Source organism: Leucobacter iarius (assembly GCF_039530105.1).
Classification (GTDB): Bacteria; Actinomycetota; Actinomycetes; order Actinomycetales; family Microbacteriaceae; genus Leucobacter; species Leucobacter iarius.
In genome coordinates this window covers 1,930,789-1,955,939 of record NZ_BAAAOB010000001.1, presented here as the reverse complement: position 1 = coordinate 1,955,939, position 25,151 = coordinate 1,930,789, and the positions used below count along the sequence as shown (strand labels likewise).

The 25,151-nt window shown below is 69.2% G+C and carries 20 protein-coding genes and 2 pseudogenes; 10 read left to right on the top strand and 12 right to left on the bottom strand.

The genetic code is table 11. From position 1 onward, the window contains the following. Positions 1-19: 19 nt before the first annotated feature. The 3 genes from pyrH to rpsB form a co-directional block, all read right to left on the bottom strand. A complete protein-coding gene (pyrH, locus tag ABD169_RS08785) occupies positions 20-739 on the bottom strand; it encodes a UMP kinase (protein ID WP_046455657.1) in 720 nt (239 codons plus the stop codon). 95 nt (positions 740-834) lie between these two features. Next, positions 835-1,665, bottom strand: a complete 831-nt coding sequence (gene tsf / locus ABD169_RS08780; protein WP_344031462.1) for a translation elongation factor Ts — start codon at positions 1,663-1,665, stop codon at positions 835-837. A 55-nt stretch (positions 1,666-1,720) separates the two neighbouring features. Continuing rightward, entirely contained in the window at positions 1,721-2,557 is an 837-nt protein-coding gene (gene rpsB / locus ABD169_RS08775) for a 30S ribosomal protein S2 (protein ID WP_344031461.1), read from the bottom strand. Between the two features lie 373 nt (positions 2,558-2,930). Between rpsB and ABD169_RS16180 the strand changes: the two are divergent. Continuing rightward, positions 2,931-3,404 (top strand): annotated as a pseudogene (locus ABD169_RS16180) (peptidoglycan DD-metalloendopeptidase family protein); the annotation flags it as partial. A 196-nt stretch (positions 3,405-3,600) separates the two neighbouring features. Here ABD169_RS16180 and ABD169_RS08770 read toward each other — a convergent pair. Next, positions 3,601-4,560 (bottom strand): tyrosine recombinase, encoded by a 960-nt coding sequence (locus ABD169_RS08770; RefSeq protein ID WP_344031460.1) that lies wholly within the window; start codon positions 4,558-4,560, stop codon positions 3,601-3,603. Between the two features lie 391 nt (positions 4,561-4,951). Here ABD169_RS08770 and ABD169_RS08765 point away from each other — a divergent pair, with 391 nt between their 5' ends. Continuing rightward, positions 4,952-5,698: an SDR family NAD(P)-dependent oxidoreductase gene (locus ABD169_RS08765; protein WP_344031459.1), complete on the top strand. Its 747-nt coding sequence runs from the start codon at positions 4,952-4,954 to the stop codon at positions 5,696-5,698. 19 nt (positions 5,699-5,717) lie between these two features. On the opposite strand, the gene dprA is transcribed toward ABD169_RS08765, so the two are convergent. The 4 genes from dprA to ABD169_RS08745 all read right to left on the bottom strand — a co-directional run bounded on the left by dprA (position 5,718) and on the right by ABD169_RS08745 (position 9,542). Continuing rightward, positions 5,718-6,938, bottom strand: coding sequence for a DNA-processing protein DprA (gene dprA / locus ABD169_RS08760; RefSeq protein ID WP_344031457.1), 1,221 nt, complete (start codon positions 6,936-6,938; stop codon positions 5,718-5,720). 164 nt (positions 6,939-7,102) lie between these two features. Then, positions 7,103-8,698, bottom strand: a complete 1,596-nt coding sequence (locus ABD169_RS08755) for a YifB family Mg chelatase-like AAA ATPase (RefSeq protein WP_344031455.1) — start codon at positions 8,696-8,698, stop codon at positions 7,103-7,105. Next, positions 8,695-9,084 carry a YraN family protein gene (locus tag ABD169_RS08750; RefSeq protein WP_046455652.1) on the bottom strand — a complete coding sequence of 130 codons (390 nt, stop codon included), beginning with the start codon at positions 9,082-9,084 and terminating at the stop codon, positions 8,695-8,697. The genes ABD169_RS08755 and ABD169_RS08750 overlap by 4 nt, the downstream gene beginning before the upstream one ends. A 134-nt stretch (positions 9,085-9,218) precedes the next feature. Continuing rightward, positions 9,219-9,542 carry a DUF2469 domain-containing protein gene (locus tag ABD169_RS08745; protein ID WP_046455651.1) on the bottom strand — a complete coding sequence of 108 codons (324 nt, stop codon included), beginning with the start codon at positions 9,540-9,542 and terminating at the stop codon, positions 9,219-9,221. 128 nt (positions 9,543-9,670) lie between these two features. Between ABD169_RS08745 and ABD169_RS08740 the strand changes: the two genes are divergently transcribed. The 5 genes and pseudogenes from ABD169_RS08740 (at position 9,671) to ABD169_RS08720 (ending at position 16,970) form a co-directional block, all read left to right on the top strand. Continuing rightward, positions 9,671-10,315 (top strand): hypothetical protein, encoded by a 645-nt coding sequence (locus ABD169_RS08740; RefSeq protein WP_046455650.1) that lies wholly within the window; start codon positions 9,671-9,673, stop codon positions 10,313-10,315. Beyond that, positions 10,312-10,857: pseudogene (locus ABD169_RS08735) on the top strand (Y-family DNA polymerase); the annotation flags it as partial. The gene ABD169_RS08740 and the pseudogene ABD169_RS08735, both read left to right, overlap by 4 nt. Before the next feature lie 150 nt (positions 10,858-11,007). Further along, positions 11,008-12,117: a hypothetical protein gene (locus ABD169_RS08730; protein ID WP_344031672.1), complete on the top strand. Its 1,110-nt coding sequence runs from the start codon at positions 11,008-11,010 to the stop codon at positions 12,115-12,117. A gap of 21 nt (positions 12,118-12,138) precedes the next feature. Further along, positions 12,139-15,618 carry a PHP domain-containing protein gene (locus ABD169_RS08725; RefSeq protein WP_344031451.1) on the top strand — a complete coding sequence of 1,160 codons (3,480 nt, stop codon included), beginning with the start codon at positions 12,139-12,141 and terminating at the stop codon, positions 15,616-15,618. A gap of 29 nt (positions 15,619-15,647) precedes the next feature. Next, positions 15,648-16,970: a nicotinate phosphoribosyltransferase gene (locus ABD169_RS08720; protein WP_344031449.1), complete on the top strand. Its 1,323-nt coding sequence runs from the start codon at positions 15,648-15,650 to the stop codon at positions 16,968-16,970. 135 nt (positions 16,971-17,105) lie between these two features. On the opposite strand, the gene ABD169_RS08715 is transcribed toward ABD169_RS08720, so the two are convergent. From ABD169_RS08715 to ABD169_RS08705, 3 genes are read right to left on the bottom strand one after another with little or no spacing between them, the layout of a single operon-like run. Next, positions 17,106-17,381: a DUF3039 domain-containing protein gene (locus ABD169_RS08715; protein WP_046455647.1), complete on the bottom strand. Its 276-nt coding sequence runs from the start codon at positions 17,379-17,381 to the stop codon at positions 17,106-17,108. 59 nt (positions 17,382-17,440) lie between these two features. After that, entirely contained in the window at positions 17,441-19,009 is a 1,569-nt protein-coding gene (locus tag ABD169_RS08710; protein WP_344031447.1) for a hypothetical protein, read from the bottom strand. Then, positions 18,979-19,908 carry an ABC transporter ATP-binding protein gene (locus tag ABD169_RS08705; RefSeq protein WP_344031445.1) on the bottom strand — a complete coding sequence of 310 codons (930 nt, stop codon included), beginning with the start codon at positions 19,906-19,908 and terminating at the stop codon, positions 18,979-18,981. Before ABD169_RS08705 ends, ABD169_RS08710 begins: the two co-directional genes overlap by 31 nt. Before the next feature lie 105 nt (positions 19,909-20,013). Between ABD169_RS08705 and ABD169_RS08700 the strand changes: the two genes are divergently transcribed. The 3 genes from ABD169_RS08700 to ABD169_RS08690 all read left to right on the top strand — a co-directional run bounded on the left by ABD169_RS08700 (position 20,014) and on the right by ABD169_RS08690 (position 22,664). Continuing rightward, positions 20,014-20,802 (top strand): ABC transporter permease, encoded by a 789-nt coding sequence (locus ABD169_RS08700; protein WP_344031444.1) that lies wholly within the window; start codon positions 20,014-20,016, stop codon positions 20,800-20,802. Position 20,803: 1 nt separating this feature from the next. Continuing rightward, a complete protein-coding gene (locus ABD169_RS08695; RefSeq protein ID WP_344031442.1) occupies positions 20,804-21,550 on the top strand; it encodes an ABC transporter ATP-binding protein in 747 nt (248 codons plus the stop codon). A gap of 64 nt (positions 21,551-21,614) precedes the next feature. Then, positions 21,615-22,664, top strand: a complete 1,050-nt coding sequence (locus ABD169_RS08690) for a glycosyltransferase family 2 protein (RefSeq protein ID WP_344031440.1) — start codon at positions 21,615-21,617, stop codon at positions 22,662-22,664. Positions 22,665-22,700: 36 nt separating this feature from the next. Here the strand turns inward: ABD169_RS08690 and ABD169_RS08685 are convergent, their stop codons facing one another. Next, on the bottom strand, positions 22,701-25,097 hold the full coding sequence (locus ABD169_RS08685; RefSeq protein WP_344031438.1) for a CDP-glycerol glycerophosphotransferase family protein: 2,397 nt from the start codon (positions 25,095-25,097) through the stop codon (positions 22,701-22,703). Positions 25,098-25,151 lie beyond the last annotated feature (54 nt).

Below are 25,151 nucleotides of genomic sequence, written 5' to 3'. Positions count from 1 at the left end.
TGAAGTGAATGTTTCAAGCTTAGCGGTGGACGAGCGTTCCCAGACGCTCTCCACGGATGGCCAGGGTGACATTGCCAGCGGGCTCCATGCCGAACACGCGCATCGGCATGCCGTTGTCCATGCAGAGGCTGAACGCGGTCGAGTCGACGACCTTGAGGCCGCGCACGAGCGCGTCGTTGTAGCTGATCTCGTCGAGCAGCTGGGCGTCCGGATCCTGGCGCGGGTCGGCGGTGTAGACGCCGTCGACGCCGTTCTTGGCGACGAGCACCTCGTCGGCCTGGATCTCGAGGGCGCGCTGCGCCGCGACCGTGTCGGTCGAGAAGTAGGGCAGGCCGGCGCCGGCGCCGAAGATGACCACGCGCCCCTTCTCGAGGTGCCGGACGGCGCGCAGCGGGATGTAGGTCTCGGCGACCTGGGTCATGGTGATCGCGGACTGCACGCGGCTCGAGACGCCGGCCTGCTCCAGGAAGTCCTGCAGCGCGAGCGCGTTCATGACCGTTCCGAGCATGCCCATGTAGTCGGCGCGAGCACGGTCCATGCCGCGCTGAGAGAGCTCGGCGCCGCGGAAGAAGTTGCCGCCGCCGACGACCACCGCGACCTCCGCGGTCTCCATCGCGGCCGCGATCTCGCGCGCGATCTGACTCACGACGTCGGGGTTGACCCCGAGCGTCCCTCCGCCGAACGCCTCCCCCGACAGCTTCAGCAGAACGCGGCGCTTGCGGGTGGCGGTCGAGGTCATCGGAGGTCTCCTTCGGGTTGGGCTGAGTGAATTCTAGTGTCTGGACATGGAGAGAGACCCGGGTCACCAGGACCCGGGTCTCTCTGCATCAGCGGTTAGGCGCCGACCTTGCCGCGTGCGAAGCCGGTCACGGTGATGCCTGCGGCATCGGCGACCTTCTTGACCTCGCGCTTGTCGGCGTCGAGCGCGTGCACCTGCTCGTTGAGCGCGATCTGCTTGAAGAACGCAGTGAGGCGACCCTCGACGATCTTCGGCAGTGCAGCCTCGGGCTTGCCCTCGTTCTTCGAGATCTCGGTGACGAGCGCGCGCTCCTTCTCGACCTCGGCCTCGGGCACGTCCTCGCGGTTCAGGTACACGGGATCGGCGAACGAGATGTGACGGGCGATGCTGAGCGCAGCATCGGCGTCGGCACCCTCGTAGCCCACGACCACGCCGATCTGCGGGGGCAGATCCTTCGAGGTCTGGTGCAGGTAGACAGCGGTGGCGGGGGCCTCGATGCGGGTCACCTTGCGGAGCACGATGCGCTCGCCGATGATCGCGGCCTCGTCGTTGATGACGTCGCCCACGGTCTTGCCGTCGAGGGGTGCCGCGAGGGCCTCCTCTGCGGTGCCCGCACCGGCGGCGGCGATCGCCTCGAGGACGCGATCGGCCAGGGCGATGAACTTCTCGTTCTTCGCGACGAAGTCGGTCTCGCAGACGAGCTCGATCATCGTGGCAGCGCCCTCGGTCTGCTTGACCGCGACGAGACCTTCGCTCGCCTCGCGGTCGCCGCGCTTCGCGACGCCCTTCAGGCCCTTGAGACGCAGGATCTCGATGGCCTTCTCGATGTCGCCCTCAGCCTCGACCAGTGCGTTCTTGCTGTCGACCATTCCTGCGCCGAGACGATCGCGCAGTTCCTTCACAGCGGCCATGCTCACTGCAGCCATGTGTGACTCCTTCAGGATTGTGGTGTGTCGGTTCTGTCGGTGGTTCGGAAACCGATTACTCGGCAGACTCGGCGGGAGCCTCGGTCGCCGCAGCGGCCTCGGTGCTCTCGGCTGCGGGGGCCTCGGCGGCCTGGTCGGCGTTCAGCAGCTCGACCTCCCACTCGGCGAGCGGCTCGGCGGCGGTCTCGCCCTCGGCCGGCTTCTGGTGGCGCTCCATGAGGCCCTCAGCGGCGGCGTCGGCGATCACGCGGGTGAGCAGCGACACCGAGCGGATGGCGTCGTCGTTGCCGGGAATCGGGAAGGTGACCTCGTCGGGATCGCAGTTGGTGTCGAGGATCGCGATCACGGGGATCCCGAGCTTCTTCGCCTCGTCAATCGCGAGGTGCTCCTTCTTGGTGTCGACGACCCAGAGCGCCGACGGCGTCTTGGTCATGTGACGGATGCCGCCGAGCGACTTCTGCAGCTTCTCGAGCTCGCGCTTCTTGAGCAGGAGCTCCTTCTTGGTGAAGCCGCTGGTGCCGCCCTCGAAGTCGAGCTGCTCGAGCTCCTTCATGCGCTCGAGGCGCTTGGTGACGGTCTGGAAGTTGGTGAGGAGGCCGCCGAGCCAGCGCTGGTTCACGTAGGGCTGGTTCACGCGAGCAGCCTGCTCCGCGATGGCCTCCTGGGCCTGCTTCTTCGTGCCGACGAAGAGGATGTTGCCGCCGCGGGCGACGGTGTTCTTGACGAACTCGTACGCGTCGTCGATGTAGCCGAGCGACTGCTGCAGGTCGATGATGTAGATGCCCGAGCGCTCGGTGAAGATGAAGCGCTTCATCTTGGGGTTCCAGCGACGGGTCTGGTGTCCGAAGTGGACGCCGCTGTCGAGCAGCTGGCGGATGGTGACGACGGCCATGGTCGTTCTCCTTGGTGTCAGCGCACCGAACGGTGCGCGCTTGCGGTTGAGTGCCGGTCGCGATGCGACCGATTCCTGGTGCCCTCGGGATCCGCCGCTTCCCTCTGCACGCCTCACGAAGAACCGCGAGGGATGTGCTCGGTGAAGACCGGTGGCGGCGCGCCGATGAGCGGGCACGCGAAGTCACCCCATAAGAGGTGCCCCACAAGCATACACGGATTGTCGATACGCGGCACCGTCGAACGCGCTCCGGCGCGCCTCCGCGAACCGCTTCTCCCTCCCCAAGCAGCGTCGGCGCATCCGGTCGGGCCTTCTCGCCTGATCTCCTGTGGAGTCGGCACCGCGCGCGCCCACCCGACCGCAGACTTCCCGCATGCCCCTCCCTCTCCGGTTCCGTGCACGGTCGCTGCTCGCGCCCGTCGCCGCACTGCTCCTCTCCTGGTCGACCGCGTCGACCGTCGGGCCGTCTGCAGCGACGCCGCCGGTCCAGCCGAGCGAGCGGGCGGCTTGGTCTTCGCCCGTTCCCGGGCCCTTCCGGGTCATCGGTCCGTATCGGGCGCCGCCCTCGCCCTACGCGTCGGGGCACCGCGGAATCGATGTACCCGCGTCTCCCGGCGGACCGGTGCGCGCGCCCGCCCGCGGAACGCTCGCCTTCGTGGGAGCCGTGGTGGATCGGCCGGTGCTCTCCATCAGGATCGATGAGCGCACGGTGCTCTCGATCGAGCCGGTCGAGTCGACGCTCGTCGCAGGCACGACGCTGGCCGCAGGCGACACCGTCGGCGTCGTCGCTCAGGGCGGCCATTGCGCGGACGAGTGCGTCCATATCGGGGTGCGCGTCGACGGCGAGTACGCGAATCCGGTGAGGTTCTTCGTGTCGAAGCCGAGGCTCCTCCCCTGGTCGAGTTCGACCGCTTCGATGCCGAGTCCGGTGCGCGGTCGCGATCCGGGGCACGGACGGAGGCCGCATCGGGGCGATGGGGTCGCCCGGCGCTCCGAAGAGCCGCGTCGCGGGCACACCGACCCGCCGGCGGCCGTGACACGGGTCACGCGCGCGGGTGCGCCTGCCGGTAGCTCTGCGCGAGGCGCTCGGTCGAGACGTGGGTGTATACCTGGGTGCTCGCGAGGCTCGAGTGGCCGAGCATCTCCTGGACGACGCGCAGGTCCGCGCCTCCGTTCAGCAGGTGCGTCGCGGCCGTGTGCCGGAGCGTGTGCGGGCCTCGGGGCCCGCTTCCGGGTTCCTGCTCGAGCGAACGTGCGACCAGGCGGTAGATCTGGTGCGTCTGGATCCGGCTTCCGGATGCCGAGAGGAACACCGCTGCCCCTGCGCGCTCACGCTCGGCCCTCGAGGCGTTCGAGGCGTCCGTGGCGGCGCTCAGCAGATCCGGCCTGGCGCTCGTCAGATACTGTTCGAGCGCGAGCGCGGCGGGGGCGCCGAACGGGACGACCCGTTCTTTCGCACCTTTACCGACGACGCGCACGGTGCGCTGAGTGCGGTCCAGTCCCGAGAGGTCGAGGCCGCACACTTCGGAGACGCGAAGCGCCGTCGCGTAGAGCAGTTCGAGAAGGGCGCGGTCCCGTACCGCGATCGGGTCTCCGGTCTGCGCCAGGCCGTCGGCACGGTCGAGGATGCGCGAGACCTGATCGTCGGAGAGCACTCTCGGGAGGGCGCGCGGGGCTTTCGGCGTTCGGAGTCGGGAGGCCGGGTTTCCCGCGACGAGCCGGTGCTGTTCGAGCCATTTCCCGAACGATTTGAGCGTCGCGACGTTGCGTGCGAGGGTGCTCTGCGCGAGTCCCCGTTCCTGGCGGGACCAGAGCCAATCCCGAAGCGCTTCGAGCCCGAGTTCGGATACGTCCGAGTCCGGCCCCGAGTCGGGGTCCGACGCTTCGAGGTACTCCGAGAAGGAGAGGAGGTCTCGACGGTAGGCGCGAACGGTCTGCGGCGAGTAGCCGTACTCGAACTCGACTGCCGTGAGGAAGCCGTCGATCGCCGTGCCGAGGTTCATGCTCCCATTCTGGCGCTGCCGGCGAAATCGTGCGCGCTGCTGCCCGTGTCGGTGACTGCGGTTTCTCGCGGGCTACGCCGCACACGCGCTGCTAGCCTGTGGAAATGCCGACCAGATCGACCCGCATGCCGTCTCGACGGACTGTTCGAGAACGGGGCTCAGGGCTGACGGTCGAACTGCTCACGGAACACGGACGAGACGAGACCGCGGTCGATGCCACCGCTCGAACTGAGGGACTCCCAGGGCGCACGCCTTCCTCTTGCCGTTGCTTCGGCGCGGTGGCGAGGCCGTTCGGAGACCGATTCCGCGCGGTTCACGAGACGTTCGACACACTCCGGCCTGGGCGCCTCTGCTGCGGTGGTTCTTGTGACGGCAACCCGGGGGCCCTCCGATGAATAGTGCAATGCCCTCTCTGAACGTCTTGATCGTCGGAGCGAGTCGCGGCCTGGGGCTCGCTCTCGCCTCCGCGATGCTCGAGGACGGACATCGTGTCTTCGGTGTTTCCCGCGGCGCGAACCCGCCGGAGGAACTCGCCGCAGACGCACGCAGCGGCTCTCTGTCCTGGATCGGCGCCGACTTCTCCGATCCGCGCGGAGCCGCAGCGTCGATCGCCGAGGCCCTTCCGCCGACGCTCGACGTGATCTTCTACAACCTCGGGATCTGGGAGGAGACCGCCTTTTCCGAGAAGTACGACTTCCTCGAGTCCGGCGCGGAGGAGGTCGAGGCGCTGGTGACCGCGAACGTCACCGGCCCGCTGCTCTTGCTGCACCGTCTGCTGCCGTCGCTCTTGGCGAGTTCGCATCCGCGGGTGATTCTCACCGGCTCGACCTCCGGAGTGCCGCGCAGCGGCCGGCCGGAAGTCGCGTTCGGTGCTTCCAAGTTCGCTCTCACCGGCATCGCCGACGCTCTGCGTGAGGGCTACCGTCAGCACCGCCTCTCGGTGAGCGTGCTGCAATTGGGGTTCTTGAACACCGAGGATCCCCTGTCGGTACCGGCGGAAGAAGCAGCGGCTCGCGGTGCAGGCACGCTCATTCCGGTGCATGACGTCGTCGAGGTCGTGCGCACGATGATGCGCCTCTCCCCCGCGTCCTTCGTGCGAGAGCTCGTGCTCCCGGCGATTCTCGACGAACGTTTCTGATCCGAGCGCTCCGTTCCCTTCACCCGCGCCGTTCCCGTCCGGCTCGGCAGAACGCCCACTGGTGTTCATAGCTATCCGGCCGTTCGCGCTTCTCGATCAGACCGAGCAGTTCCAGCTCCGCGAGCGCTTCACGGGCGTCCCTGGGCGCGACACCCGCGAGTTGCACGATCGCGTCCAGCCCGCGTGCTCCTCGAAGCGGGAGCGCATCGAGGATGCGTCGGTGCATGATCGGAGAACGCTGGGGCTCACCTGCGGTTCCACCCGGGGAGGAATCCGCGTCGATCGGACCATTGCGACTGCCTCGCGAGTTCACCTGCGTCCCGGGAACTTCGACGGCCAGGTCCAGGCCGACGAGCTCGCAGGCATCGCTCGGAGACGTGACGAGCGATGCGAAGTACTCGCGAATCAGCCGGTGGCACCCGGCGGAGGCCGCCGATGTGATCGGACCGGGCACGGCGCCCAGCGCACGTCCGAGCTGCGCCGCGTGCCCTGCCGTGTTCAACGAGCCGGACCTGATGCCCGCTTCGGTGACCAGCGTCGCGGCGGAGAGCGCTGCCACGAGACGGTTGCGCTGCAGGAACCTCCATCGTGTCGGCGCAGTGCCCGGGACGACCTCCGAGCAGACCGCCCCGTGCTCCGCGATTCGATCGATGAGATCCGAGTTGCCCATGGGGTACGGTCGCTCGGCTCCGCCGGCAAGCACCGCCACCGTCGGAGCGCCTGCGGCGAGCGCGGCGCGGTGAGCCGCTGCGTCGATTCCGTAGGCTGCTCCGGAGACGATGGATGCGCCCGCGACGCACACTCCTGAGGTGAGTTCCGCGGTGGTGTGCGTTCCGTACGGAGTGGCGGCTCGCGCCCCGACGATCGCCAGCGAATGCAGTCCGAGTGCGCGCGGGTCTCCGCGCACCCACAGCATGACCGGCGCGTGGGGCCCGAGGTCGTGGAGCTGTTCCGGCCAGGTGCCGTCTCCGGGGAATACGGGTTGCAGGCCGGCCTGAGCCGCTCGTTCGAGGTCGGCGAGCGTCGCGTTGCGGTCCAGACGCGGTTTCCAGCGTTCGAGTGCGGCGTGGAGCGATCGATTCTGGGGCGCGGCATGCGGGTCCGCTTCCGTCCATGCCCGGGCGACCTGCTCGGGTGAGGCTCCGGCAAGAAGCAGTTTCAGCGCGGTCGACGCGCCCACTGCTGCGATGAGGGCCCCTGCGGTTCCGTCTCCGGGTTCGAGGATGCGCGACCATGCCACTCGGGCGATCCTCGCCTCGTCGGCGCCCGAGTCGTCTTCCGGCGCGGAGACGGTCTCGGAAGAACTCGGATAGAGCCTGCGTAGTGCTCTGCGAAGCTCACGGTCCGCGAGCGTCGGCTTCGAGGCATCGGTGCTCTGCCCGTGTGTTCGGGCGTCAGCGGTTGTCATGCCAGATTCCCCTCACGAAGGATGAGCGCTTGGGCGATCTCCCGGCGTCCGGGACGGTCGACCTCAGAGAGGTCAGCCAGGGTCCATGCGACGCGGAGCGTCCGGTCGTAGCCTCGAAGCGTCACCGCCCCGAGAGCGAGGGCCCGGTCGAGCACCACCGTCTCGGAGCGGGGCAGTTTCGCCGCGGGTCCGCGAAGCCACTGCCCTGGGAGGTCGGAGTTGACGGTCCAGGGGGTTTCTCGCAGCCGCACGGCCGCCCGTTCTCGTGCGCGTGTGACACGCGCACGGAGTTCTGCGCTCGTCCGTCCCTCGGCGCCTGCGGGGCGCTCCTGCACGCTGGACACTCGACGCACCTCGATCTTGAGATCGATCCGGTCGGACAGCGGGCCGGAGATACGCGACCGGTACCGCATCCTGGCGATGGGCGTGCACGTGCATTCCGCCGCCGCGTCGAGAGATCCTGCATTCCCGCAGGGACAGGGGTTCGATGCCAGCAGCAACTGCGTTTTCGCCGGGAGCGTCGCGCGGAAACGAGCACGGTGGATGTCGACGGTTCCTGATTCGAGCGGCTGCCTGAGCGCATCGAGGACGTGCCTCGGGTACTCCGCGGCCTCGTCGAGGAACAGCACTCCGTGGCAAGCCCGCGTCACTGCTCCGGGACGCACTCCTCTACCATCGCCCCCGCCGATGATCGCGATCGCCGATGCAGTGTGATGAGGTTGTTCGAAGGGAGGGCGCACGACCAGGTGCCTCAGCGTGTCGCTGCCGAGCGAGGCGATGCTGCTCGCGACGAGGGATTCTTCCGGGCTCAGATCGGGGAGGATCGTCGGGAGGCAAGCCGCCAGCAGGGTCTTCCCTGCACCCGGAGGACCGGTCAGCGAGAGATGGTGCCTGCCCGCCGCTGCGACGACGAGCGCGTCCACCGCTTCGTCCTGTCCGATGATGTCGACCGTGTCCGGAGCCCCGTCGGGTGCCGGGTGCGCACGATCGTCATCTTGGAGGTCACGTGCGCGAGCAGGCTCGTTCCGCCGCGCGGAGGTCTCCGGGGCCACGATTCGCCAGGCGCGGTCTTCTCCGGAGTGCCAGGCGACGGCGTCCGCGAGATCGCGGACCGCGATCGTCTCGATGCCGGGCACCAGCGAGGATTCGACCGCGGCGGATTCCGGAACCATGACCCGTTCGAACCCGAGGCGACGCGCAGCGAGAACCGCGCTGAGCAGGCCCGGAGGACGCCGGAGCTCACCATCCAGTGCGAGCTCACCCAGATGCACGACGCTGCTCATCCGTGCGGCCGGAACTCTTCCGGAAGCGGCGAGGGCGGCAAGCGCGATCGCGAGGTCGAACCCCGACCCGTGTTTGGGAAGCGCAGCGGGCGCGAGGTTGATCAGGATGAATCGGTCGGCCAGTTTGAGTCCGACCTTCTCAGTGGCCACCCGGACCCGAGACTTCGCTTCGGCGAGCGCGGTATCGGGGAGACCCACGATTCCGATCCCGGGGAGTTGCTGGGAGAGCGCTGCCTCGACGAACACGGGTGCCCCGTCGAGTCCAGACAGTGCGATCGCAGCGGCACGGCAGACTGCGGTCTCGCTCATACGATCCCCCGGAGATGGTCGATCCCGGGGAGTTCTCCGGGCCTCACCGTGATGCCGATCGCGTCGATCCGGAGTCGTTCAGCTCCCGGCCGATGCTCCCTGACCCATTCGAGCAGCAGTCGTCTCAGTCGGCGGGCCTTACGTCGCGTGATCGCTTCGAGCGGGCTGCCGTACCCTTGACCGCTCCGAGTCTTCACTTCGACCGCGACGAGGCAATCAGTCTGGCAGGCGACGAGGTCGAGCTCGCCTTCCCGCGTACGCCAGTTGCGAGCGAGAATGCGGTATCCGCGGGATTCGAGGTAGTCCGCCGCGGTCTTCTCGCCCCATCGCCCCAGAGTCTGGCGGTCGGGGATGGTATCGAGCGTCCGGGTATTCGTGCTGGTCATTTGCACCTCCGAGCACAGTCTCGAAGGTGGCGCACCCGCCCGGTGCGCTGTACACAGGCCTCAGCGCGTCACAGAGCTCATGCGCGCGTCGACGCGCCTTGGGGAGGGACGCAGAACGTTCCCGCGGTGCGCGACTACTTGTCGAGCGAGAGGTCCTGCGGCAAGGAGAACTCCCGCGCGGAGAGCTCCTCGACGTTGACGTCCTTGAAGGTGAGCACACGGACCGACTTCACGAACCGATCGGCACGGTAGACATCCCATACCCAGACGTCGTTCATCGCGAGCTCGAAGTAGAAGTCGCTCCCGGCGTCGCGCCGCTGCAGATCGACCTCGTTCGCGAGGTAGAACCGCCGCTCGGTCTCGACGACGTATCGGAACTGCCCGACGATGTCGCGGTACTCGCGGAACAGAGCAAGCTCTGCATCGCGTTCGTAGTCGTCCAGGTCGTCTTCGTTCATCGCACCCATCCTAGCGATTCCCCGGAGCAGTCAACAGCACCGGTGTCTCGCTCCGCGCCGACACGCGAGGCGGAGCGCATCTGCGCAATCAGATTGACTTATTCGAACATATGTTCGAATATTGCTCCATGTCAGCCCCCTCCGCAGTCCGCGCTCTGCAGCAGCGCATCACCGAGATGCAGGTTCCGCAGCTCGGCGATCGCAGCGTGCCGACCCGCTCGGAGCTGGCGTCGCTCCTCCCCGGAGGAGCCCTGATGCGCGGCTGCAGCTACTCCGTGCACGGCTCGCTCGCTCTCGCGCTGGCACTGATCGCTGGCGCTTCGGCGTCCGGCATGTGGTGCGGGGCCGTGGGGTTCCCCGATCTCGGGCTCGAAGCCGCAGCCGCGCTCGGCATCGCCCTCGAGCGCTTCGTCCTGGTACCGCGCCCCGGAGACCGAACGCTGGGTGCCGTCGCCACGCTCTCAGAGGTACTTTCCGTCGTCCTGACCCGGACATCGGGACCCGTCCGTCAAGCCGACGCCGACCGCGTAGCCGCACGCTTGCGCGAACGCGGCGCCGTCCTCATCTGCGTCGGCGATTGGCCGCATCCGACCAGCACCCTTCGGGTCACCGATTCGAGGTGGCAGGGCCTCGGAACCGGGCGCGGCATCCTCGCTCAGCACACGCTCACCGTGCAGACCATGGATCGGCGCGGACCGAGCACGCGCACCATCAGCTTCGACGGCGGGAGACCGTCCGCGCCCAGGGAACGGATCCTGGAGGCGCTGCGATGACCGTTCACACCGGGCGTGCATCGGATGACCCCGATCGAACGATCGTCGTCTGGGTACCCGACTGGCCGATCCACGCTCACCGTCTGGAGCGCGAAGCCGAACAACGCCTCGCGCCGCAGGACACGAGCACACCGCGAACGCTCGGTCACAGCGCTCCGCGCGCGGAGGACGTGGCGGGAGCGGGGACTCTCGCAGCGCCCATCGCGCTCGTCTCCGGGCACCGCGTCGTCGCCTGCTCGACTGCAGCTCGAGCCTCCGGGGTCCGCGTCGGCATCCGAGAGCGAGAGGCCAGCCGCCTCTGCCCCGGGATCGAGCTCCATCCTCACCACCCGGAGACCGACGACCGCCGTTTCGCCCCCGTGCTCGCCGCAATCGAACGACTCGTTCCGGGCGTCCGGCAGATCCGTCCCGGCATCTGCGCGCTTCGAGCTCGTGGACCCGCCCGCTACTACGGCACCGAACGGGCGGCAGCAGAAGCATTGCTCGGACTCGTCCATGAGCTCGGTTTCTCCGAAGCTCGGGTCGGAATCGCCGATGGCCGGTTCGCAGCTGCCCAAGCCGCACGAGCCGGGAGCGCCGTACCCATGGTCAGCGCGCCCTCAGATGGCGTTCGGATCGTTCCACGCTCAGCATCGGCTCGATTCCTGAGCGCGCTGCCCATTTCCCGCGCGGCTCCCCCGGACCTCGCAGAGGTGCTCCTCGGACTCGGCATCCGCACGCTCGGGGACTTCGCCGCGCTCCCCGAAGAGTCCGTCAGGCAGCGTTTCGGACCGTCCGGCGTCGACGCGCATCGGCTCGCCGGGGCGCGACCCACCGCCCTCGATCATGCACCGCTTCCCACCGCTCCCCGCGAGATCGCTCTGTCCCTCGACTTCGAGCCGCCGCTGAGCAGCACCGACCAGCTGGCCTTCGCATCCAGCGCGGCGGCGGAACGCTTCATCACGGAGCTCCTCGCGGAAACTCTCGTCTGCACGGAGGTTCGCATCGAACTCATCGATGACGTCGGAGTCCGTTACGAACGCACCTGGGCGCACCCGGGACGGTTCACCGCTTCGGACCTCATCAACCGGATTCGCTGGCAGGCGAGCGGGCTGCACAGCAGTACCGAGCGCACCGGTGCGGGAATCGCGGCGCTGCGCGTGGCTCCCGAACGCGTCGAACGCACCGCCGCCCATGAGCCCGGCCTGTGGAGCAGTGAGCCCGACGAACGCGTGCACCACCACATCACCCGCTTGCAGAACCTCGTCGGGCACGACGGCGCCGTCATCGGGTCGCTGACCGGAGGCAGACTCAGCGCGGAACGTCAGAGGTTCTCCCCCTGGGGCACGCGCGCACCTCGTACCGCGCACCGAAGCCTGGGGGCGGGTCCCTGGCCCAATGGACTCGCCGCGGCCGATGCGCCGAGTCGCGTATTCCCGGACCCGCTCCCCGCGGATCTGCTGGACGCTTCGGGCAACCCGGTGCTGCTCGACGACGACCTGCTGAGCAGTGATCCGGTATCGCTCAGGGTCGACGGGCACGGAGCCGCTCACCGCGTCATCGCCTGGTCCGCGCCGTGGCCCGTCCGAGAACGGTGGTGGAACACCTCCGTGGAGCGTTTCCGCGTGCAACTGGTCCTCGACGACGGCAGTGCCTGGCTGCTGCATCGCACCGGCCGAATCCAGCACGGCCCGCAGATCCAGTGCGCTGCGGGCGGAGCCACTCCGGGAGAGCGTCCGAGGACCGGCACCGCCGATGCGGCCGACTCCGACGGTGTCTCCGCAGACCCTCCGGCCTGGTTCGCGGAAGGACAGTACGACTGAGCGGCCAGGAGGTGAGCGCACATGAAATGGGACAGTTCTCGACGGGAGTGGGGTGAGCTCGAACGCATCCTCTCGGCCCGTCCGCCAACGCACGCTCGCTCGCACGACGCCATGCTCGCCCCGCTGCGAGGGCCAGAACCGGCCGATGGATCGGCTCCACCGCGAACGGCTACGAACGAACGCATCGGCGATCCGGCAGCGCCTCCGGCGTCCGTGCCGTACGCGGAACTGCACGCGCACTCCCACTACAGCTTCCTCGACGGGGCGAGCTCGCCGGAGGCGCTCATCGCGGAAGCCGCCCGGCTCGGCCTCACCGGCATCGCGATCACCGATCACGACGGGTTCTACGGCGCCGCGCGATTCGCCGAGGCCGCGCGATTCGCAGCCGCACCGCTCGACACTGTGTACGGCGCGGAGCTCACCATCGGTCTCGACGCACCCCAGCTGGGAATCGCCGACCCGGGAGGCACGCACCTGCTCGTCCTCGCGAACGGCGTCGACGGGTACCACCGCCTCGCCGGGGCGATCACCGAAGCCCAGCTCGCCGGTGGAGAAAAGGGGCGCCCACGCTACGATCTCGATGCACTCTCGGGTACCGCGAACGGCGAATGGACCATCCTCACCGGGTGCAGAAAGGGCGCGGTCCGTCAGGCGATGGACTCCGCCGGCACACGGGAGGCCGGCGACACCGCGGCCGTTCGGGCCCTCAACGACCTGATCGCCAGGTTCGGTCGCGACCACGTCCTCGTCGAACTCACCGACCACGGGCTCCCCGGCGACGACGTCCGAGTCGACCGCCTGGCCGCGCTCGCCTCCGCGGCAGGAGTCGCGACCGTCGCGACCGGAGCCGTCCACTACGCGCACTCCGATCATGCCCAGCTCGCGGACGCCATGGCCGCGATCCGCGCACGACGCAGCCTCGACGAGATCGACGCGTACCTGCCCGCGACCGGTGCCGCTCGGATCCGTTCCGGCGCCTCGATGCTCCGCCGATTCGCCGGGCACACGGACGCGGTGACGCGCACGGCGAGCATCGCCCGCCAGATCGGATTCCCACTCCGAACCGCTCGACCGAAGCTCCCCAAGCTCGACGTGCCCGAAGGCCATACGCAGATCAGCTGGCTCCGCGAACTCGCCTGGCGAGGTGCTGCCGAACGGTACCGGCTGCCCAACCCCGAGGTCGAGGACCGGCTCGAGCGCGAGCTCGCCGTCATCGAACGGCTCGATTTCCCCGGATACTTCCTCATCGTGCACGACATCGTTCAGTTCGCCAACGGACGCGGCATCCTCTGCCAAGGACGCGGCTCCGCGGCGAACTCGGCGATCTGCTTCGTGCTGGGCATCACCGCCGTCGACTCGGTGCTCTACGACCTCCCGTTCGAACGGTTCCTCTCCAGCATGCGCGAGGAAGAACCCGATATCGACGTCGACTTCGATTCCGAACGTCGGGAAGAAGTGATCCAGTACGTCTACGAACGCTACGGCCGACGCAACGCCGCCCAGGTCGCGAACGTGATCAGCTATCGACCCAAGAGCGCCGCGCGGGACGCCGCGAAAGCGCTCGGCTACACACCGGGCAAGCAGGACCTCGACGCGCTCCCACCGGACGTCGCCGGCCTCGCGGAGCAACTCATGAAGGCTCCGCGGCACCTCGGCATCCATTCGGGAGGCATGGTGCTCACCGAGCAGCCCGTCGGCGAAGTCTGCCCGATCGAGCACGCCCGCATGCCGGGGCGCACCGTGCTCCAGTGGGACAAGGACGATTGCGCCGCCATGGGACTCGTCAAGTTCGACCTCCTCGGGCTCGGCATGCTCGGCGCGATCCGCATCTCGATGGACCTCGTGGCCGAAGCACTCGGAGAACGCTGGACGCTCGAGACGATCCCCAAGGAGGAAGCCGGCGTCTACGACATGCTCTGCCGAGGCGATGCCGTCGGTGTCTTCCAACTCGAGAGCCGCGCCCAGATCAACACGCTCCCTCGACTGCTCCCCCGCAGCTTCTACGACCTCGTCATCGAGATCGCCCTGATCAGGCCGGGTCCGCTGCAGGGCGGCGCCGTGCACCCGTATCTCCGACGCCGGGCCGGCACGGAAGAACCCGAATACCCGCACCCCAAGCTGAAGCCGGTCCTCGAGCGCACGCTCGGCGTCCCCCTCTTCCAGGAGCAGCTGATGCAGATGGCCATGGCGATCGGAGGCTGCGATGCCGAGGACGCCGATCTGCTGCGGCGTTCCATGGGGTCGAAACGCGGCACCGAGCAGATGAACACGCTCAAGGACAAGCTCCTGGCGGGTATGAAGCGCAACGGGCTCGGTCCCGAGGAGTCCACGCGCATCTACGAGCAGATCGAGGCATTCGCCAACTTCGGGTTCGCCGAGAGCCACTCCATCAGCTTCGCGCTGCTCGTCTACGTCAGCGCGTGGCTCAAGCTCCACTATCCGGCCGCGTTCCTCGTCGGTCTCCTCCGGGCGCAGCCCATGGGCTTCTACGCGCCGCGCACCCTCGTCGAAGACGCGCGCCGCCACGGCGTCCAGGTCCGCCCGGCCGACGTGCAACGGTCCGAGGCCCACGCATCGCTCGAACCGCAGGAGACAGCCCGGAAGGAGACGTCCTCGAAGAACGCGCACCCGCAGGACACGCAGCACGCCCCGGCCCACCCGGCCGCTTCCAGCGGCCCGATCGGCCCCAGCAGCCCCAGCAGCCCCGCATCGTGCATCAGCGCGGATCAGCCGCCGATTCCGCCGTTCGTCCGAGGGTCCGCCGACGACTCCGGCCGGCATCGCCGAGACCGTCCGTTCGCCGTCCGTCTCGGACTTTCCGGCATCCAGGGCATCGAGACCGCGGTCGCCGAACGGATCGCAGCCGCGCGCACGGCAGGCCCGTTCCTCGATCTCGCGGATCTCGCCCGGCGTGCCGACCTCGATCGCAGGCAGCTCGAGGCCCTGGCCTCCGCCGGGGCCTGCGCCGGCCTCGGCGTGGACCGCAGGGAAGCGCTCTGGAGCGCCGGCCCCGCCGCGGACAACCGGGATCGCTACCTGCCCGGGGTCGCCGTGCACGTGCAGCCGCCGCTCCTCCCCCTCCTCACGCCGGAAGAGCAGACCGCGCTCGACCTCTGGACCACCGGCGTGATCGGCGAATCCCGGCACCCGCTCGCACTGCTCCGCGATCGCCTCGACCGGCGCGGCGTCATCCGCTCCGACCGGGTCAAGCAGCTCCCGCCCGGCAGGTTCGTCGCGGTCGCCGGTATCGTCACGCATCGGCAGCAGCCGCCGACCGGCGGCGGCGTGGTCTTCCTCACCCTCGAGGACGAATCCGGCACCGTCAACATCATCACGTGGGCGGACGTCTGGCAGCGGTTCCGGACCATCGCGCGCGCCTCACCCGCCCTCATCGTCTCCGGAGCGCTCGAACGCTCGCCCGAGGGCGTCGTGAACATCGTCGCCGCCGAGTTCGAACCGCTCCCGGCCCCGCAGGCGGTCTCGTCACGGGACTTCCGATGACGCAGCAGCCCCGGCGATATGCTGGCGACGTGACTCCTTCAACGGCTCTCCTCACCGATCGCTACGAACTCACCATGGTCGACGCGGCCCTCGCATCGGGCACCGCGCACCGGCGGAGCATGTTCGAACTCTTCGCCCGCAGGCTCTCGGGCGGTCGACGATACGGCGTGGTCGCGGGCACCGGCCGCCTCCTCGAAGCGATCGAGCAGTTCCGATTCACCGACGCCGAGCTCGACTGGCTCCGCGAGGAGAACTTCCTCCGATCCGAAACCCTCGATTGGCTGGCCGACTACCGATTCACCGGCAACATCTGGGGATACCCCGAGGGCGAAGTCTTCTTCCCGGGCTCCCCCATCCTCACCGTCGAGTCCACCTTCGCCGAGGGAGTCCTGCTCGAAACGCTCGCGCTCAGCATCCTGAACGCCGACTCCGCCGTCGCGACCGCGGCATCCCGCATGAGCCACGCCGCGAACGGCAAGCCCCTCGCCGAGATGGGGTCGCGCCGCACGAGCGAGCGCAGCGCCGTCGCCGCAGCACGCGCCGCCTACATCGCCGGGTTCACGGCCACCTCGAACCTGGAGGCGGGACGCAGCTACGGAATCCCCACCATGGGCACCGCGGCGCACGCCTTCACCCTGCTCCACGACAGCGAACAGGCCGCGTTCGAGGCCCAGATCGCCGCACTCGGCACCGGTACCACCCTCCTCGTCGACACCTACGACATCGAGCAGGGCGTGCGCACCGCGATCGAGGTCGCCGGAACCGACCTCGGCGCCGTCCGCATCGACTCCGGCGACCTCCCCGTGGTCGTCGCGCAGGTGCGCGACCTGCTCGACAGCCTCGGCGCGACCCGGACGAAGATCACGGTCACCAACGACCTCGACGAATACACCGTCGCCTCGCTCGCGTTCTCCCCCGTCGACAGCTTCGGAGTCGGCACCTCCGTTGTCGTCGGATCGGGAACCCCGACGCTCGGCATGGTCTACAAGCTCGTGGCACGCACCGACGACGCGGGCGACTGGGTCTCCGTCGCGAAGAAGTCCACCGACAAGGCCTCCGTCGGCGGGCGCAAGAGCGTCCGCCGGGTGTTCGACGCGAGCGGTCGCGCCCAGACCGAACTGATCCTTCTCGGAGACGGCCCCGGGGGCGAGCCCGAAGGCGCCGACCTCACCTCGCCGAACCGCGAAGTGCTGGTCCCCCTCGTCATCGACGGGACCGTGCAGGACGGTTTCACCGGCTCCGACGGGATCGCCGCCGCACGCGAACGTCACACCCGCTGCGTCGCCGAACTGCCCCCGATCGCGATGCGCCTCACCCGCGGAGACCCCGCGATCACGACCGAGTACCGCTGAGCCGGACGCACCGCGCGAACGCACGAGGAAGCGCACCGGAAACGTACGAGGGCCGTTCATCCGATCCGGATAAACGGCCCTCGTGCGTCGGAGACCGGAAGCCCCGCGGATCCGAGAAGACCCCGCGCTCTCCGATCAGTCCTTGCGCATACGTTCGTACACGCGCTTGCAGTCCGGGCACACCGGGAACTTCTCGGGATCGCGCGACGGCGTCCATTTCTTCCCGCAGAGCGCGCGCACCGGCTTACCGGTCATCGCGGACTCGAGGATCTTGTCCTTCGGAACGTAATGCGAGAAGCGCTCGTGATCGCCGTCCTCGACCTGGTCCTGATTCAGCAGTTCCTCGAGCTCGCGGTCCAGCACATCGGTGCCACCGGCCGGAGAGGAGTCGCCGCGCGTGAAGATACCCATGCGACGATTCTACGCGGCGACGCCGAAACGCTGCTGCGAGTTCCGCTCCCCCGTCGCGCTCAGTCGAAGACCTGCGTCGCGGCGATGAGCTCGGGACCCCGACGGTCGAAGATCTTCCCGCCGAGCAGGATTCCGAGCCCGAGGATCGCGGTGCCGTAGACGACGCCGAAGGCCAGCGCACCGAGGTTCCACGCGGGGGTCACGTCGACCAGGGCGATGACCGCGATCCACACCGCCGGCACCGAGAACACCAGCGCGGCGATCATCGACAGCGTCTGGGACAGCCCAGAACCCGAGCCGGACCACTGGGGCTGAGCGAACGGGCTGTCGCCCGGGCGCGTGGTCGGATACGGGATGAGCACGGAGAACACGCTCGAGACGCCGCACGTGACGAACAGCACTGCGAGGTTCATGCCGATCACCGCGGGGAGCACCCGCCACTCTCCCATGACCGTGACGGTCACGGTCGAGCCGATCAGCGCGACCGGCAGGCCGATCAGCAGCACGGGAGCGAGACGGCCACGGCGATCGTCGCGGCCGGCTATGCCGCTGGCGACATGGCTCCAGATCGCGGTCGAGTCCATGGCGACGTCGTTGTGCAGGGACCACGCCAGCAGCAGCAGGATCACGGGCAGCGGAACCGCCGCCAGCGTGCGCAGATCCGCACCCGCGACCCAGAACGCGAGGATCATCAGGATCGGGACGAAGGGGATCGCGGAGAGCCCCACCCGGTAGCGGGGGTCGCGGCTCCAGTAGGTGAGCACGCGCGCGGCGATGACGGAAGCGGGCTTGGCCGAGAAGCGCTCGAACCAGCCCAGGCCGCGCCGCGCGATCGCCGGGTCGGCGGGTCGTTCGACCGACTGGAGGGATGCGCGCACGATCGGGAACCAGATCGCGAGCAGCAGGACCACTGCGGCAATGAGGACGCCGAAGTGCAGGAGCGCGGCACCGAGGTCCCCGTTCGCGGCCTGCTGCGCGCCCGCGAACGCCGCGCCGAACGGCGACCAGCCGAGCGCCCGTGCGGCTGCGCTGGTGCTGCCTTCCGGCGCACCCGAGATCGCGGTGATGCCGAAGAACGCGAGCGGGAGCAGCGCGACCAGCAGGACCGTTCCGACGACCCGCAGCACACCGCCGCGGTCGTGTCCGAACCAGAGCTTCGAGAGCGCCGAGGAGACCCGGGTCGCGGTGACCGCGAACAGGTACGCGAGCACCAGCCCGAGCGCCAGGGCCCAGACCGGCTGCTGCCACTCCGGCCGCAGGACGGCGAGCGCCACGAGCCAGACCAGGAGCAGGATCGCGGGCCAGGTCAGCACGGTGCTGAACAGCAGCGCGGACGCGATGGACCCCGGACGCGCCGGAACCGAGGCGAACTGCCGCGGCTCGAGGTGCCCGCGATTCGCGAAGAACGGAACGAGCAGCGCCGCACCGAGCAGCGCCGAGCCGATGAATACGTCAAGGTCGGCGCGTGCGGCCGCCTCGGGCAGGATCAGCGTCGGCAGCCAGGCGAGCGCGACAGCGACCGCGACAGCGAGCAGACCGACCAGCACCGCCCGGAACCCCTGGGCCGCGGACCCGCGGAACGCGGACCCGAGCAGCGTCAGACGGAGTCGGAGGAGCCGTGCAGCCACTGCAGTCCCTTCTCTGCGCCGGATTCGCCCGTGAGGTGCGCGAATCGCTCTTCGAGGCTCATGCCGTCGCGGACCGCGTCGACCGTGCCCTGAGCGATCACGCTGCCGTCGACGATGACCGAAACGTGGTCGCAGACGCGCTGGATCAGGTCGAGGCTGTGGCTCGACATGATGACACTGCCGCCACCGGCCACGAACTTCTCGAGGATGTCGGTCACGTTCGAGGCGGAGACCGGGTCGATCGCCTCGAACGGCTCGTCGAGCACCAGCACCTCGGGAGCGTGGATCATCGCGCAGGCGAGACCGATCTTCTTCTGCATGCCCGCCGAGTAGTCGGAGACGAGCCGGTCCATGGCCGACCCCAACCCGAAGGCCTCGGCCAGTTCGGCGGCGCGCGTGGCGACCGCGTCCTCGCGGACGCCGTTGAGGATGCCGATGTAGTAGAGAAGCTGCGCCCCGGTCAGGCGGTCGAACAGACGCAGTCGATCCGGCAGGGTACCGATCAGGCGCTTCGCGGCGGGACCGTCGGCCCAGACGTCGATGTCGTGCACCGTGATGCGACCGGACGTCGGACGGTTCAGTCCGCTGATCATCGAGAGCGTGGTCGTCTTGCCCGCGCCGTTGGGGCCGACGATGCCGGTGAAGGATCCCGCGTGCACCTGGATCGAGACGTCGCTCGCCGCGGCGACCTGCCCGTAGTTCTTGGTCAGCACCTCGGTTCGGAGGACCACCGGGTTCTGCGCGGCCAGGCGTCCGCGCTCGCGAGCGCGGACGATCGACGGGACCGGGACCTGGATGCGACCGGTGCGCGGAGCGGCATCATTCGCCGATGGATCTGCGGCTGCGGCCTGGGCGGAGCCGGTGTCGACGCGGGCAGCCTCGACCGGCGCTTCTGGCATGGAGGACGGGGAGTTCGACGGCACCTGCCTAACCTACCAAACCTCGTCATGCTCCGGCTCACAGCCGAGTCCCCGGTTCGCGCCATCACCCGGCAGAATGTTCGTGTGCCCTCCGCAGCGAATCCACCGAAACCACGCGCCGTCGCCTGGCGATCCCTTCGCCTGCTCACGCAGCGCGACCTGAAGGTCCGCTACGCGACCTCGCTGCTCGGCTACCTGTGGTCGATCCTCGATCCCCTGCTCATGAGCCTCATCTACTGGTTCATCTTCACCCAGATGCTCAAGCGGGGTCTCGGCGAGGATCCCTACATCGTCTTCCTCCTGTGCGCCATGCTCCCGTGGGTCTGGTTCAACGGGGCCATCTCGGATTCCACCCGGGCGTTCCTGCGCGACATCAAGCTCGTCCGTTCGGTGGCGCTCCCGCGATGGATCTGGGTGGGGCGCATCGTCTGCTCCAAGGGCGTCGAGTTCCTGCTCAGCCTGCCGGTGCTGATCGTGTTCGCGGTGTTCTCGGGGGCGCACGTGGGGTGGCAGATCGTCCTCTTCCCGGTCGGTCTGCTGCTGCTCGGAGCGCTGATCCTCGGACTCGGACTGCTCATCGCGCCGCTGACCGTCTTCTTCCGCGACCTCGAGCGCGCGACCAAGCTGGTCCTGAGGCTCCTCTTCTATGCGTCCCCGATCATCTACGGAGCAAGCGATCTCCCCGAGGCGGTACGCCCCCTCGCCTGGATCAACCCGCTCTCGGGCATCTTCTCCCTGTTCCGCGCCGGATTCTTCCCCGACCAGCTCGATTGGGCGCTCGTCGGGGTCTCCGTCGCTCTCACCGCGGTCGCCCTGATCGCCGGAATCCTCGTCTTCCGCCGTACCATCGGCGGCGTCCTGAAGGAGCTCTGACGTGACCGCCACGGACTCCCCCATCATCGTCGCGTCGAATCTCGGCGTCCGCTTCCGTCGCAATCGCGGTGCCCGGCGCAGCTTCAAGGACCTCCTCTCCGGCGGTTCCCGCCGGCGCGCCCCGAGCGAGTTCTGGGCGCTGCGCGACGTCTCCTTCTCCGTGCGCGCGGGCGAGGCGATCGGCGTCGTCGGCCGCAACGGCCAGGGGAAATCGACCCTGCTCAAGCTCGTCGCGGGCGTTCTCCTGCCCGACGAGGGACGCGTCACCGTGAACGGCGGAGTCGCACCCCTCATCGAGATCACCGGAGGATTCGTCGGGGACCTCACCGTCCGCGACAACCTGCACCTGACCGCCGGCCTGCACGGACTCAGCCGCAGCGAGATCGCGGACCGCTTCGACGACATCATCGATTTCGCCGGCGCCGCGGACGTGCTCGATACGCCCTACAAGCACCTGTCCAGCGGCATGCAGGTGCGCGTCGCGTTCTCGCTCATCTCCCAGCTCGACGAACCCGTGCTACTCGTCGACGAGGTGCTCGCCGTCGGCGACCGCGCATTCCGCGAGAAGTGCTACCGACGCATCGACGCGCTGCTCGCCGAGGGGAAGACGCTCTTCCTCGTCTCGCACAGCGAACGGGATCTGCGCCGCTTCTGCTCGCGCGGGCTCTATCTCGACCGCGGCGCGCTCCGGCTCGACGGCCCGATCGACGAGGTCCTGAAGCGCTACAACGAGGATCATCCGGCATGATTCCGAGCGGAGCCGGCGGGCGATCCACCAGCGAAGCGCGCACGGCGCATGCGAGGATCGACGGGTGACTTCTCCCCGCCTCGAGCTTCCCGCCCTGCCCGCGGTGAGCTTCATCATGCCCGTGCTCAACGAGGCCGAGTACCTCGAGCCCGCGGTGCGCACCGTACTGGCGCAGGAGTATCCGGGCGAGAAGGAGATCGTCCTGGCGCTGGGCCCGTCGACGGACGGGACGACGGAGATCGCCCGTCGGCTCGCGGCCGAGGATCCTCGCGTGCGGCTCGTCGACAACCCCGATCGGGACATCCCCGTCGCGCTGAACCTCGCCATCGCGGCGAGCCGCCATCCGGTCGTGATCCGAGTGGACGCGCACTCCGAGCTCACGCCCGACTACGCCGCACGGGGCATCGAGTCCCTCCGCGAGCAGGACGCCGACAACGTCGGCGGCATCATGCGTGCAGCCGGCCGCGGCGTGGTGCAGAGCGCGATCGCCCGCGGCTACAACAGCCCCTTCGGTCTCGGCGGAGGCGCCTACCACGGCGACGGGGCGCCCGGACCCGCCGAGTCCGCCTACCTCGGCGTGTTCCGGCGCGACGCCATCGAACGGGCGGGAGGCTTCGATCCGGGGATCCGCCGCGGCGAGGACTGGGAGCTGAACCTGCGGATCCGCCGGACCGGCGGTCGCATCTGGTTCGATCCGCGCCTGCAGGTGACCTACTGGCCGCGAGCGAGCTTCGACGCGCTCGCGCGGCAGTTCTTCGCGACCGGCGCCTGGCGCGCGGTGCTCGTCCGCAGGTACGGCAGGGCCAACCCGTGGCGCTTCTTCGTTCCCGGGGCCCTGGTGCTGGGGGTGACGGTCGATCTCGCCGTCCTCGTGCTCCAGTGCTGCGGGGTGCTCCCCTGGTGGTCGCTCTGGTCGGCGCTGCACCTCGGCACCCTGGGCTACCTCGCGGGAGTGCTGCTCGGCGTCGCGCGCATGCCCGAGCAGCGCGGGCTCCGCGATCGCGTGCTCTCGTTCCGCACCCTGGTGACGATGCACTTCAGCTGGGGTGCCGGGTTCCTCAAGGGGATCCTGTTCGGCGGCGGCCGAACGGTCGACCGGTCGCGCACCGAATAGCCGCGGCGGGTCGTTCCGCCGACGTGTCCGGCCGGATCAGTCCAGCGCACCCCGCTGGACGAGGGCGTCGACGACCCGCGCCGCCGCTTCTCCGTCGTCGTGCGGCACGAAGGTCGCGCACCAGTTCTCGTAGCGTTCGTCCACGCCCCGCACCCAGTCGGCGTCGGGGCCTTCGGCCTCGATCTCTCGGGCGCAGTCGATGACCTCGTCCCTCCGCGTGAGCAGCGGCCCCGGGGCCTGCGCCTCGAAGTCGAAGGTGAAACCGCGCTCCCGGTCGCGGTAGGACGCGAGGTCCGGCACGAAGAACGCCATCGGAACCCGTGCGACGGCCGCGTCGAACATGAGCGACGAGTAGTCGGTGACCAGCAGGTCGGCGGCCAGCAGCACATCGTTGACATCGGGGTGCCGAGAGACGTCGAGCACGCGGGGATGCTCGACCCCGTATCGACCGAAGCCGTGCGTCCGGGTGTGCCCCCGGGCGGCCACGATCCATCCCGCGCCGAGGTCGTCGGCCAGCGCGCGCACGTCCAGCTCGTCGACGAGCGCGGAGCCCGAGTCGCGCCAGGTCGGCGCGTAGACCAGCACGCGCACGCCCGCGTCGATACCGAGCTCGCGGCGGGCCCGATCCACCGCCATCGGGATCCTCGCGACACCCGCGACGGAGGCGGCGAGTCGGTCGTCGCGCGGATAGCCCGATTCGAGGATCTCGCCGCGGAAGGCGTAGCTCTCGCGGAACTGCTCGGTCGAGTGCGGGTTCTGAGACAGCATCATGCTCCACCTGCGGCTTTCGCGCCGGATCGCGATGCGGGTACGGAGGGAGACGTTCGGGCGCCCGAGCGCGAGATGCTTCAGCATGGTGCCGTGCCAGGTCTGGAGCACGGTCTGATGGCGTCCGCGCCGGAACCGGAAGCGCAGCCAGTCGTTGACCACGAGCAGGCGCGAGCGACGGCGGGCGGCGAACCAGTCGGCGGATCCGACGAGGAGCGGCGTCGCTCCCGCGGGGACCGCCTGCCGTTCGCTCGTGACGCTCCAGTAGCGCGGCGCCTCCGGGAAGCGGATCGCGATCTCGCGGTCCAGAGCGAGCGGATTGCAGGTGACCTGACGGCCGTAGAAGCTCTCGAAGAACACCGCGCCGTCGGGGATCCGCTCGGCGTCGCTCGCCGAGAGCCGGAGTGCGGCGGCGAGCACCCGCGCAGCCGCGCCGCCCTCGGGGTGCGCGTGGAATCGTTCTGCGAGCGCGCGGCTCGCGGCGACCGCGCCGCGCCGCGCCGGGGCGTTCTCGGGAAGCACTTCGGCGAGCCGCTCGAGCGCCTCGCTCCAGCTCCGTTCGACGCGGCCGCTCGAGGTGACCTCGAGCGGCTCGTAGAGTCCGCGGGTCGCGGCGTACGCCTCCAGGTCCGGCGCGAACCAGACGATGGGGCGCGAGAGCAGCGAGAAGTCGATCGCGATCGAGGAGTAGTCGGTGATGACCGCGTCGAAGGCGCCGAGGAGCGGCGTGATGTCGCGCACGCGATCCGCTCCGAGCTCGTGGATCCGACCGCCCAGCGCATCGGCGTAGGCTCCGGCGCCGAGGGGGTGGGAGCGGATCACGAGGCGCGCGCCGAGACGTTCGAGCGCCTGTCGGATCGCGGCGAGTTCCGACTCGTCGGGGATCGCGGGATCCGGTTCGCCGTCCCGCCAGGTCGGCGCGTAGAGCACCAGCCGGCCGGAGAGGTCGGCGTCGGCAGCGCCGCCGGCGTTATTCTCTGCGTGCGCGTCCCGCAGTAGGGCGAGCACCCGTGCTCGTGCGTCGGCCGCTGCCGCGGGGTTCCTGCGCTGCTCGGCGAGCGCGTCGTCCCGTGGATCGCCGAGCACCTGCACGCGGCCGGGATCGACGCGGAACGCCGAGCGGAGCCGTTCGGCGGATTCGATCGAGCCCGCGACGTAGATCGCCACCTGTTTCGCTCCCGCCTCGTACATGCGGCGGAGCAGGATCCGGACCGGCGCGGGTCCACCGATCCTGGTCGTCACCGGCGAGTCGAGGTGGAGTCGCTTCAGCGGGGCGCCGTGCCAGAGCTGGATGATGCGTCCACCGAATACGCCGAACCGGTTGGCGTCGCCGAGCCCGTGGGTCACGACGATGCGGCCGGCACGGAGCGTGGCCCAGAATCCCCGGCGTCCTCGTCGGGGCACGGGATGGAAGCCCTCGACTTCGGCGAGCGCGGCTTCGGTGTCGTCGGCGACGAGCCAGACGATCCGCGCGGTCGGGTCGGTGCGTCGGAGTTCGCGGGCGAGCGCGAGTGCGCCCTCGCCGACGCCGATACCGCTGCCGAACACCCAGAGGGAGGCGATGCGCGGGATGAACCAGGAGAGCAGGAGCGAGCTCGCGTACTTGGGTATCGCGAGCATCTTCTCGAGGTTCCCCCTCGCGAAGCCGAATCCACCGCTGCTCATCTGCTCCACTCTAGCCGTCCGCTGCACCCGCGATCCTTCCGTGCGCCCGGTGCA